Source organism: Paenibacillus sp. RU5M (genome assembly GCF_900221055.1).
Classification (GTDB): Bacteria; Bacillota; Bacilli; order Paenibacillales; family Paenibacillaceae; genus Paenibacillus; species Paenibacillus marchantiae.
In genome coordinates, this window is record NZ_OBQM01000001.1 from 521,486 (window position 1) to 533,491 (window position 12,006).

At 46.8% G+C, this 12,006-nt stretch carries 8 protein-coding genes; 4 read left to right on the plus strand and 4 right to left on the minus strand.

Going from position 1 to position 12,006, the window contains the following annotated elements; all coding sequences use genetic code 11:
- Positions 1 to 19: 19 nt before the first annotated feature.
- The gene (locus tag CRO25_RS02540; protein ID WP_079694017.1) at positions 20 to 1,477 is read right to left on the minus strand and encodes a 4-hydroxyphenylacetate 3-hydroxylase family protein; all 1,458 of its coding nucleotides are present in this window, start codon (positions 1,475 to 1,477) and stop codon (positions 20 to 22) included.
- Positions 1,478 to 1,677: 200 nt separating this feature from the next.
- Entirely contained in the window at positions 1,678 to 1,830 is a 153-nt protein-coding gene (locus CRO25_RS02545) for a DUF1540 domain-containing protein (RefSeq protein WP_072733378.1), read from the minus strand.
- Positions 1,831 to 2,193: 363 nt separating this feature from the next.
- Between CRO25_RS02545 and CRO25_RS02550 the strand changes: the two genes are divergently transcribed.
- The gene (locus CRO25_RS02550; protein WP_072733377.1) at positions 2,194 to 3,006 is read left to right on the plus strand and encodes an AAA family ATPase; all 813 of its coding nucleotides are present in this window, start codon (positions 2,194 to 2,196) and stop codon (positions 3,004 to 3,006) included.
- 163 nt (positions 3,007 to 3,169) lie between these two features.
- Here the strand turns inward: CRO25_RS02550 and CRO25_RS02555 are convergent, their stop codons facing one another.
- Positions 3,170 to 4,633, minus strand: coding sequence for a HAMP domain-containing sensor histidine kinase (locus tag CRO25_RS02555; protein ID WP_079694016.1), 1,464 nt, complete (start codon positions 4,631 to 4,633; stop codon positions 3,170 to 3,172).
- Positions 4,618 to 5,304, minus strand: coding sequence for a response regulator transcription factor (locus CRO25_RS02560; RefSeq protein ID WP_079694015.1), 687 nt, complete (start codon positions 5,302 to 5,304; stop codon positions 4,618 to 4,620). The genes CRO25_RS02555 and CRO25_RS02560 overlap by 16 nt, the downstream gene beginning before the upstream one ends.
- 191 nt (positions 5,305 to 5,495) lie before the next feature.
- On the opposite strand from CRO25_RS02560, the gene CRO25_RS02565 reads away from it, so the two are divergent.
- The 3 genes from CRO25_RS02565 (at position 5,496) to CRO25_RS02575 (ending at position 11,989) form a co-directional block, all read left to right on the plus strand.
- The gene (locus tag CRO25_RS02565; RefSeq protein ID WP_079694014.1) at positions 5,496 to 6,215 is read left to right on the plus strand and encodes a YceI family protein; all 720 of its coding nucleotides are present in this window, start codon (positions 5,496 to 5,498) and stop codon (positions 6,213 to 6,215) included.
- Between the two features lie 239 nt (positions 6,216 to 6,454).
- Positions 6,455 to 10,813 (plus strand): glycosyl hydrolase 53 family protein, encoded by a 4,359-nt coding sequence (locus tag CRO25_RS02570; protein WP_079694013.1) that lies wholly within the window; start codon positions 6,455 to 6,457, stop codon positions 10,811 to 10,813.
- Between the two features lie 159 nt (positions 10,814 to 10,972).
- Entirely contained in the window at positions 10,973 to 11,989 is a 1,017-nt protein-coding gene (locus CRO25_RS02575) for an iron-hydroxamate ABC transporter substrate-binding protein (RefSeq protein ID WP_063563156.1), read from the plus strand.
- The last annotated feature ends 17 nt before the right edge of the window (positions 11,990 to 12,006 follow it).

The window sequence follows — 12,006 nt, forward strand, 5'->3', positions numbered from 1 at the left end:
AGGGGATCATCCCTCATTCTTATTTGCCGGTCTTGGCAATAAAATTACGAACGAGCTGACGATACGATTGATCTGCTGAGCTTGCTGAATACATCCGATTCGACACAGTGATCGTGTTGCCAAAAAAGAACCGTTCGAACTGGGTCTGTCTGCCTCCGAATGATCCTGCTCCAAGCTCCCAGATTAGGCGGAACAATGCTGTGCGTTCCTGAGATACCATGTCGGTTCCTCTCAGGTACGTATCCAGATGCGGCGCGATTTCGGAGCGGAATTCTTCTTCCTGAGGCACCATAATTACGCCGCTGGAACCCAAGAGCTGCAAAATTTCAATCATCTCTGGATACAGTTTGGGAAATAAAAGGTTTGCTGCCATTAACGGTTTGGAGGCAGGTATTATAAATCCCCGTCCATCTGCCATAGCACCGGCTTCTGCTGCCAGAGCCAGTGCTTTTAACGTTTCAAGACCGGCGAGTACCCTGGCTGTTTTCTCTACCACATGCGTTTCAGCAGCTTGGTCGAGCGTGTCAGCGAGTAACTGAATGGTGCCCAGAACAAATTCCGTTTTAGCAATATACCTACATACGACCTGATGTCCTGCGTGAATGTGAAAATGGCTTCCGCTAAAGAGGCGGCCAGACATTTCCTCATTACCTGCGAAGAATATCCGTTCATGAGGAACAAGCACATGATCAAAAATGACGATGTTGTCCATCTCTTCATATCTGGAACTGAGTGGATAGTTGAAATTAGATTCGGCTGCGTAGGTATCCCGGCAGATCAGGCTAATTCCAGGCAAGTCATTCGGTACAGCAAAGGCAAAGGCGAACGGATTTTCATCTTCGAACGGTGCCGGTGAAGGGGAAGGATACACCAGGATTTCGTCTGACGTGGCGGCCTGAGTGGCCATCATGAATGCACCATTAATGATCAGACCTTCTTCAGTGCGATCAACCACTTTGGCGGCAATGGCATCTTCGGTCGCGTCCAATAGTCCTGAAATTTTACTGGCATGAGGCTGGATAAAGGCATGGGAGAGGGTAATATCATTATCACGGCAGTAGGCATAGTAGTTTCTCAAATTTTCAGCGTATTGTGGCGATACTTCTTCAAGAATATCTGCCCCAGTATAAAAGGCCATAATTGCTGTGTTCATATAATCGGGTGATCGTCCCAAAAAACCATGGTGAGTCCCTGACCAAATATTCATTGCTTCTCGGCGTCTGCGCAAGTCATCTGCGCTGGTTGGAGGCAGAAAGGACATACCTACTGGTTTTCCGTCAGCAGGAGATGCATAAGTCATCGTATCGATTAGATGTGGATCAGACTGAAGATCGTACAACTTCGCTTGTGTTTCCATCAAACCTGCAAACGCAAAATGTTCAGAACGTTTTCCGGTAATAAGCTCTCCTTTGTACCAGCAGGGGACTGTCTGGACATCGATACGTTCGATATACTGTTTGCCACTTTTTACGGGCATCGTTACTCACCTCTATGATCTATTCGTTCATGGGCAGTTTGACTGCTCTCGTAGTGTACGTTAATAGGCAGTCCAATGTGCATGTAGAGAGGGGAGTTCAGATTTTGCAGAAAAGAGCTTGATAATAATTATCATTCTTGTTACAATAGAAAAAGAAAAAGGAACCACAAGGGTTCCTTTAGCTTGTACAAATTGAATTTTTATTTTACTTCAAATGTTTTGCAATCCGTTTCAGCGGATTCACTTACTTTTTTGGAACTGTGACTCACGATGTAGATTGAAGATGCGTTACATTTGTTCTCTTGAGCCCAGTGACGACATGAATTTACCTCACATAATACGTCTTTTGCCATGATTGATAACCTCGCTTTGATTGGATTACATTCGTTGGTATAAAAGAACTTCCGGAAATGGCAAGTTGCCGCTTGCAAATCTGGAAAAATTTTGTGCTCTCTCGAGTAAATAGAGGGCTTTTTTGCGTTATACACAACGATGCATATTTAGAATAGCAAATTTTGCTTCCTCTTGCAACAAATTGGACGGGACCTTACGCAAAATGATGGACAAGTCACGGAAACTTTGCAAAGAGGCCGTCTTATGTTATTATTTAATAGTAATAATTACGATTAAAAGATCGTTAAATATGGAGGAGAATGAATCGATAGCATTTAACTTGGATGATCCCCTGAGACATAGAAGAAGGAGAACGATCAACGATGAGCAAAACCAACCATGTAAACCGGATACCCCGAGCGAAAGGCATCGATATGGCCTCTTTTTATTCACCGAAAGAGTGTGGACGCAAGGCAAAGCATATTGTATTCTCCGCAGACAATGAACGGGTTGTGGAGGAGTTTATTACGATTCTCGGTATGAAAGATCAGTTTGCAGAACATGATGTGCCAATGCCGAACAAAATGGTGATGTTTGGTCCTCCGGGTACAGGCAAAACATTAACTGCTTTTCATCTTGCACACCGACTTCAGCTTCCCCTGGTTCTTGTAAGACTCGATGCCATTATACACAGCCACCTTGGGGAGACGGGAAGCAATGTCCGTAAACTATTCGAATATGCACGGGCTAACCCCTGTGTGCTATTTCTAGATGAATTTGATGCCGTAGGTCGTACGCGTGAAAGTAATGATGAGGTTAAAGAGATGGCTCGTGTCGTCAATACATTGTTGCAATGCCTGGACGAATTCGAAGGAGACAGCATTCTGGTTGCTGCTACGAATCTGGAGACCCAGCTGGATCATGCGATATGGCGGCGATTTGATACCAAAATGACTTATGGGATGCCGGATGAATCGAGCCGTAGATTATATATTAGCAAGTTGATGGGGCAGTTTGAGCAGGAGAGCCGACTGGAAGAATTCACGTGTGAACGCCTCACAGGATGCAGTTATGCCGATGTAGAGCAGATTGTCTTAAAAGCTAAACGGAAAGCCATTATTGCCAACATCCCATTACATGAGCAATTCATTAATGATGCGTATGCAGAATATAAGCCGCGGGTACTGGCCACATAGCTTGTATATGAATATCAGCAAACACTCTCACATAATGAATAGCCCGGTTCCTATGAAGGAATGTCGGGCTATTCGATATTTCAGCAATTTACTTGGGCCGTTTGCTCATGGTTCTTTGGCAGATGAAGAAAGCCCGTTTATGACATGCAGACATCGTGTCCTGCTAAGCGTTAGCCGTTGCGCGGTAAGATGGTTCTATCTCTGTTTTTTCAGGACCAGACCATCGTGGCAAAGTTAAGGTGAAAAGGCTGCCTTCAGGACTGCTGGAGGTCAGGGACAGCTCCCCTCCCTGGGCTCGAGCAAGCAAGCGGCTATAGGTCAGTCCCAGACCTAGTCCACGGGTACGGCGTTTTTTGATCTCGCCACGGTAGAAACGTTCGAAGATCTTGGGTTGATCGTCTTTGGTGATACCCGTACCGTTATCCTGCACATTAACAAACAGGTTGTCCTCCTCCGCACGCAAACGGATATGAAAGACGGCAGCATGGTCGGAAGCGGCTGCTTGCAGTCCGTTATTGAGCAGGTTGACAATGATCTGCTGAATCCGAAGGGTATCACCGATGGTATAGAGCGTACCCGAAGGTGTATGCAATTCAATTTCGGGAGACTTGTCCTCATAAGCGATTTTCCACTGATAGATAATCTCACCCACCAGCAAATTCAGATCTATGCGTTCCCGACGAATAGCAACACTTCCAGCGCTCATCGCATTGTAATCCAGCAGGTCAGCGACCATTCGTTCCATACGTTCGGATTCTTTGAGTGCGATGTCGAGAAATTCCTTTGCTTCCTCCGGACTGACGATATCGTCCCGGACAGCCATCACAAGTCCTTTAATGGACGTTACTGGTGTTTTCAATTCATGGGTTACCCCAGCAAGTGACAGGGCACGCCATTCCTCCAATTGCTGTAAACGAATGGACATCTCGCGAAAAGATTCGACGAGTTCATTCATCTCCCGTTCCCGTGTATTCAGATCCAAATTGACTTCATAGTTTCCGTTTCGAATCTGCTCCGCGGCATGGGCGACCTGGCGAATAGGCCTGGAGAGCTTGCGGGACAGGAGGTAGATGGTAAACCAACCACACAGAATTAAAGCAACGAACAGGATGCACACCACCAGCATCGTTTCCGGATTGTATGCAATGGACTTTTTGGATTGCATGACCCACACTTTACCGAGCGTCTGATCGTCATCTGTGACGTTAACCGTAACCCCGGCGAATTTATTGTTTCTTGGTTCGCGCAGGTCGTCAGACAGCCGATAATACACATCCTGCTGCGTCATTTTTGGTTTGGAATAGATCAATTGATTATTGTTGTCGAGCACCATAATACAAAAATAATTATCTGTATTGAAAAGCTTGGTACGTTTGTCCGCCAGTCTGTCAAGATCCGGGGGAATATACAGTTTGTTTTCTGTGCCAGTTACCTTCTCGGCGATTTCCAGACCTAATAGTTGGGCCGTTTTGAGACCTTTCTCAATGGAAGTGGTTCTGATCCAGTAAAGTGCCCCTGCAACAATAATGGTAAAGCCGATGCAGAGGATTAGAAAATAACGAAGCGTCCAGTAAGACAGAATGGATGTTTTACGTTTCGGTGTATTTCGTTTTAGTTGGCGATCCAAAATTGATACCCCATTCCCCGTAAAGTCCGGATTTCTCCCGTTTCCGGTAGCCAGTGAGATAACGCCTGACGCAGCCGTTTGATCGACAGGTCCACAGCCCGATCACTTCCGTCATAGTCCATGCCCCATACCTGTTCGATCAGATGGTCTCGGGTAAATGTGCGGTTGGGGTATTCCGATAGAAACAGGAGCAGGGACAAATCACGTGGTGTCAGTGCAACCTCGGCGCCGTTCAAAAGTACCTGTTTGGCAGCCAGGTCAATGACCAGATTGCCAAAGTAACGTTTGCCCTCACCTTCGGCTGTCCAGTGTGGGTTGCGGCGAAGCACAGCATTGACTCTGGCGACCACTTCCTCGGGCACAAAGGGTTTGCTCATATAATCGTCAGCACCGGCATTCAGCCCATTCAGTCGGTCCTGAATATCATCCAGTGCGGTTAGCATGATGACGGGACAAGCACTTTTTTCGCGGATGATTCGCAGCAGATCCCAACCGTCCATTCCGGGCAGCATCACATCCAGCAAAACCAAGGAAGGAACATCCGCATCAAATTGAGTTAAAGCAGTGGGTCCATCCGCTGCATGACGAACATCGAATCCCGCTTTTCGAAGATAGGCAGCCAGCACACGGGCGATAGCTTGTTCATCTTCGACGATGAGTATGGATTTCAAGAAGGTGTCTCCTTTCACTTCAGAAGCTTGTGTACTGATTTTACATGAGCGGAAGCACAATGCCAATGAGGCAATTATTTTCAGAAAAAAATGCGTTGTATGTCATTTCTTGACGTCATCCTGACACATTGGGCTGTTAAGATGTTGATAAATAACCAACTTATACAGTTACCCATTGGAGGAAAATAGAGATGAATAAAAAGACAAAAACATGGATGATCTCAGGGGCGGCAGCAATTGTTATTCTTGGAGGCGGAGGGTATTATTTCGCAAACAGTTACCTGGGCAATAACGTTGAGATTGAACAGGTGCTTCCTGCCAGTACCGCCGCGTCCACAACGGAAGCCGGATCGGACAGTGGTACAAGCGTATCCAACGATGCAGCGCGAGCAGAGCAACTGAATGGAGAATGGAGCATCAGCGAAGGTTCAAAAGTATATTTCTCGGTAACGACATCACAGGAAACCGTCAATTTTGCCGACGAGCAGGTGAGTGGTAACCTGACCCTTAATGTAGACGATGCGTCCCAGATGAAGGCGGATGGACAGATTGAGATGAGTGACATTGATTCAGGCAATAGCCAGCGGGATGGACATGTGAAGGGGGCTGATTTCTTCGATGCAAGTACTTATCCACAAGCTACATTTAAGGCTACCTCATTTGAAGGTGTACCCACGGAATGGCCGGCAGGGCAGACCGTAGATTTTAAAATGAACGGAACCCTAACGGTAAAAGGGATTGAGAAAGAGGTAACGTTTGACGTAAAAGCCGCTTATGAAAATGACCAGGTGTTGTTGTCCGCCACAACGATTGTTACCTTTGAAGATTTTGGTATGGAGAATCCACATTCGGTGGTCCTTTCTACTGAAAATGACATTCAGGTTCAACTGGAGCTGAAGCTCAGCAAGTAAGCATATAGTAAGGCTAAAATCTGTTCCAATCTGTCTAATCAGGCAGAGGGACAGTTTTTTTTGTTAGGAATGGGAATCGATCCACAGTGAGCAAGGAATTACCATTCGATGTGTTAAAATAACTGCTGTTTCCTTGGCATAATACCGTGTCCTCGATTAATGTAAAGCGCTTACAATAATAATGATTTACAACATTCATTGTTCAAGTTGAACCAAATACGATTAGGGGGAGATCAAGCGTGCACAAAAGATACATAAGTGGCTGTCTCGTATTATTGATGTTGTTCTGCGATTTGGGTCTGGTAGTTCGGCCCGCAGCGGCAGCGGCGAAAGTAAACGTTGCGCTGAATAAGGCGGTTACGGTCAGCTCGGAGGATCTACAATGGGGGGGCAATAAAGAAAAAGCGGTGGATGGCAAAGGAGATACGTATTGGAGTGCGAGCACTGGAACAACAGTTGATCAGCCACAATGGGTGATGATTGACTTGCTCAGCGCCCACCGCTTAACTGGAGCCGAAGTATTGTGGAAGGATGACGTTATTGTGCAATTTGTCGTCGAGACATCCATGGACCAGGCGAATTGGACCGTTGTAGCTGATTACAGTAACAATGTCACAGCTAAACAAAAGGTCGATCTTGATTTTCAGGAAGAGGGGGTCCGTTATGTCAGAGTCAGGATTCCTTTCTACGGTGAATCAGGAAAATGGTCTGCTATATCCGAGCTTCAAATCTGGGGAGAGGAAGAAGGTCGTGACCCGGCAGGAATCGCAAGTTATGATGCAGTCAACGTAACAACCGTAAGTCGGATTGCCCCAGTTCTGCCTAATGAAGTCATGGCACATTACGGGAACGGGAAATCGGGTCTTGTCCCGGTTGCATGGGAGGAAATTAATCCTTCAAAATATGCATCAGCAGGCAGCTTTACCGTTACAGGTGATATATATGGAGCTCCCATTCAACCTGAAGCTACCGTTACGGTAGAAGGATATCGCAGTGATTTTGTCAGAGGGGTGGATATTTCCACGTTAACAGCCATTGAGGATAATGGAGGTTATTATCTGGACAGCAATGGAGCTGAGCGCGATCTGCTCGATATTCTCAAAGACCGTGGCGTGAACTATGTGCGGCTTCGACTGTGGAATGATCCACAGAAATCCAATGGGTACAACGACAAGGAAGATGTGATTCGTCTGGCCCAGCGGGTAAAGGCAAAAGGCATGAAGGTCCTGCTCGACTTCCATTATTCTGATGAATGGGCACATCCGGGCCAACAGCTTCGTCCAAAGGCCTGGGAAAACTTTTCATTCGACGAATTGAAGAACGCTGTCTATGATTACACGCGTGAAGTGGTAAGCGAGATGAAGGATGCGGGCGCGATGCCCGACATGGTTCAGATCGGTAACGAAATTAACAGTGGCGTGTTAAACGGATTGAAGAGTAACGTCAATTTTGATGAAAATGTAGCTTTGCTTCAGCGCGGTGTGGACGGCGTACGGGATGTCCCTGGAGGTGATCAGGTCAAAATTATGATCCATCTGGCTGAAGGGGGCAAAGCGGATACATTTGACTGGTACTTCGGCGAATTGCAGAAAAAGGGGCTGCAGTACGATATTATCGGGCTGTCCTATTATCCATTCTGGCACGGAACATTCGCAGATGTGCGCAAAACGATGAATGAGGTATCCGCGAAATATGGAAAAGAAGTCATTATTGCTGAAACGTCATATCCATTCTCGTATAAAAACGGGGACGCTCACGGCAATATTATTGGCAACCCGGAAACGCTGAATGTGGGAGGTGCTACCTTCCCGGCAACCGTGCAGGGACAATACGATGCGATTGCAGGCATCATGGACATGATCTCACAAGTTCCGGATCAGAAGGGAGCGGGTTTCTTCTATTGGGAGCCTGCATGGATTGCGGCCAATGTAGGCTGGATTGCTTCCGAGGGAGACGCATGGGAGAATCACGCCATGTTTGATTATGACGAATATCCGGCTAATGGCGGTTACTCGTATGAAGGGCGTGCCCTGCCATCGCTGGATGTGTACAAACGTGGTTTAGACATTCTGCCCGCAGATCGGAAAGATTTGTCGGCAGCCATTACGCATGCAAAGGCGCTGGAATCCAGTGATTTTACATCTGAAAGCTGGACCACACTCGCTCCAGCCATTGCAGCAGCTGAGAATACGTACAAATTGGCGTATACATCTGGTGGTATAACCCAACAGGATACGGACGCTGCGACTGCCACTCTTCATGAGGTTATGCAGCAGCTTGATGTTATAGCGGCGAATCGGAACGGTCTCGAGGCAATCATTGCCGAAGCCAAAACATATAAACAAGCAGATTGGTCTGCTGCAACATGGGCTGTTCTGACCAAGGCTCTTACTCGTGCAGAACAGGTTATGACAGATCCAAGAGCTACCCAGACCGAAGTGAATACAGCAGCAAAACAAGTGGAAGCAGCCATCCATGGGTTGTCCAACGTAGACAAAACTGAGCTGACACAGTTTATCGGTGAAATCCAGCAGCTGACCGAATCTTCGTATACTCAGCGAAGCTGGGCAAACCTGAAAGCGGTATTGTTAACGGCAATCACGGTCAGAGACAAGCAGGATGCCGTACAATCCGAAGTGCAGGGGGCTCTGACAACACTTCAAAAAGCCAATAACAACCTTGTTTTGCTGGAGGCATTAACAGCAGGTAAAACAGCTACTGCATCAAGCAGTGCCGGTACTGGTGGTGGAAAAGACAACTCACCTGGGGGAGCGATTGACAGTGACCCCACTACTTCATGGGGAACAGACCAAAGTGTGGATAGTTGGTGGCAAGTGGATCTGGGGGCGACCGCTGTGATCCGTAAGTTGGAAATGTCCATGTGGAGTGGAGGCATTAAATACAAGATCGAAGTATCCAATGATAACAAGAATTTTGTCAAAGTCGTAGATACAACAAGTGATGTGGTTGTATCCACCAGTCCAAGACATATCCTGCCCGCAGGCACGGAGGCGCGTTATATTAAACTGACCATTACCGCTGGTTCTCAGTGGGTAGGCTTTATGGATTTTGAAGCTTATGGCATGTTCCCGGCGGACAAATCTGCCTTGGGAACTACAGTGGATTCCGCTGCGAAGCTGCATCAAAATGATTACACGGCCGCAAGCTGGAATGTGTTTGCACAGGCATTGTCGTTTGCCCGTGTGCTTATGGATGATACAGAAGCCAGTGCACAGGAAATCAGTGCTGCAGATAACGCGTTGAAAGAGGCGGTTAGTCAGCTTGTACGGCAAGAGTCGACTACGGGTCAGCCGTCACAGCCCGGTCAACCTGCACAGCCTTCCACGCCTGGGTCATCGCAGAATCCCGGCAATCCTTCTGTAACGCCACCTGTTGAATCCGGTAATCCAGGAGAAAGTGGTTCCATTACATTCAAAGGTACAAGCACCGGAGCGGGCTCCTATGTGATTCAACCTGATATGAAGCAGTTGTCTCAAACGATTGACGGAATGGGAGCAGGCAGCAAAAAGCTCACCTTGATTGCAGATGTTCCTAAGGATACAAAGGCTGCGACCTTCCGGCTCAATGCAAACCAACTTCAGGAATGGGCACGTACTCAGGCATTACAGTCGCTGGAGCTGATCATGAAGCAGACATCTGTCCGCATCTCGTTAAGTGTATTGAAGGATGCTCGTAATGAAGATGGAGTTACAATGGATGTCATTCTGGTCGAAGACTCCACAGCCAATCTGTCTGAAGCGCAAAAGAAAACCATCGGTAACCGCAACGTGGTCAGTGTGGATCTATTGTTGAACGGGCAGCCGTTACAGTGGACTGATAGATCCATTGAAATTGCGATGTCGAATGTTCAACATTCAAATGCAGAAGACGTTGTACTGGTTATCCAATCCCTTTTGGCAAATGGTGAAATGAAACCAGTAACCTTTACTCAATATGATGAAATGACCCAAAGTCTGGCTTTCAAGCCGCTTCAATCAGGCCGTTTCGTGATTACTGAAGTGCAGGTGCCGTTGAATGACTTACAATCCTACTCCTGGGCCATTAAAGAGGTTCAGAATTTGTATGGCAAAGGAATCATTTCAGGCATGACAGATACCCGATTCAGTCCGCAAGCAGAGCTGACACGAGCACAATTTCTGCAAATGATCATGAAGGGGATTGGCGAATCACGTTTGCCGGATACATCCATTTCAGCTCTAACGGATGTGAAGAATGATCAGTGGTATACAGATTCCGTACGCCTTGGTCTGGAGATGGGAATCGTGCAAGGCAGAGCAGACGGATCGTTTGCAGCCAATGAACGTATCACCCGCGAGGACATGGCGGTGATGTTAAACCGTGCGATACAGGTCATGAAGCAGAACACCAGTACAGCCGTTGATTCAACACCCAACAGCACCACATTTAATGACAACGCAGATATCGCTGAATATGCAAAACAAGCTGTTGCATCCATGCAGGAGCAAGGTCTACTTAGAGGAATGGCGGATGGCACGTTTGCGCCAAAACAGCATGCCAACCGTGCACAGGGGGCGGTCGCTGTAGCCAGAATGCTGGAGCAGATTTATAAATTCTAAGTGTATATATGTATAGGGATCGGGTCTTTCTGGCTCGATCCCTATGTTTATGGATTTCAATTAAAATGGTAGACAGTTAGTAATCAATTCTGCTATGATTCAAATGATAATGATTACCATTATCACAAAAAGCAATGAATTATAGGGGGCATCATGTTTATGTTTAAATCCAAATCGATTCTTTCCATCTGCACGTTATTCATTGTGTTTACGCTAGTTCTTGCGGGCTGCGGAAATGCAGGAAAGACAACGGATGAAACGGGGAGCGGCTCAGGACAGACGAGTGAGAATCAGGAATCCACTGGAACCGATACAGCTCAGAATGAATCAGCGGAAAGTGAAACACGTGAATATGAGACGGATAAAGGGACGGTTACCATTCCTGCACATCCGAAACGCATCGTGACCGATTACTACGGGGGCGAAATTCTGTCTGTAGGCGGTAATCTGATTGGTGTGGAGCCAAGTGCCTTTGATAATCCGTTCATTAAGGACAAGCTGAAAGACACCACAGACGTGGGTTATCCGGTGAACGTGGAGAAGACGCTGGAATTACAGCCTGACTTGATCGTTGTGATGTATGATGATAACTACGAGGAACTGTCCAAAATTGCACCAACTGTGCATATCCCATATGGTACAGCCACAGATATCTACAAGACAGTTGAGCTGTTTGGTGATTTAATGGGTCAACCTGATCAGGCGAAGGCGTTCATTGCCGATTATGAGAAAAAGGCGGAAGAGGGACGCGAGAAGCTGAAAGGTATCGTGGACGAAAATACAACCGTTGGATTATACGAGTTGACGGACAAAGGGGATCTGTGGATCTTTGGCGACAACGCAGGCCGGGGCGGGCAAGTTGTATACAATGCTTTGAAGCTGAAAATGCCGAGCAAAGTGAGTAAAGACAATCAGACCGTGCAGCTATCGCTCGAAGTACTGCCTGAATACGCTACGGATTACATGTTCATGACGGTGTACGATCCTGAGAAAAAAGGCGAAGCACTGAAGGAATTCAAACAGTCCAAAGTATGGAATGGTCTAGATGCGGTGAAGAATCACCGGTTCTTCGAGAATGATTTTGACACATTCTATCGATATGATCCGATCGCCATTACAGCCCAGATTGATTTGTTTGTTGATCTGATCTTGAAGAGCGCTGAACAAAACAAATAAATGATGAACGTTGTTTA

Excerpts from the sequence above, each read along its gene's own strand:
- CRO25_RS02540 (WP_079694017.1), bottom strand. The coding sequence starts at position 1,477 with ATGCCCGTAAAAAGTGGCAAACAGTATATCGAACGTATCGATGTCCAG.
- CRO25_RS02565 (WP_079694014.1), top strand. The coding sequence starts at position 5,496 with ATGAATAAAAAGACAAAAACATGGATGATCTCAGGGGCGGCAGCAATT.
- CRO25_RS02550 (WP_072733377.1), top strand. The coding sequence starts at position 2,194 with ATGAGCAAAACCAACCATGTAAACCGGATACCCCGAGCGAAAGGCATC.
- CRO25_RS02545 (WP_072733378.1), bottom strand. The coding sequence starts at position 1,830 with ATGGCAAAAGACGTATTATGTGAGGTAAATTCATGTCGTCACTGGGCT.
- CRO25_RS02575 (WP_063563156.1), top strand. The coding sequence starts at position 10,973 with ATGTTTAAATCCAAATCGATTCTTTCCATCTGCACGTTATTCATTGTG.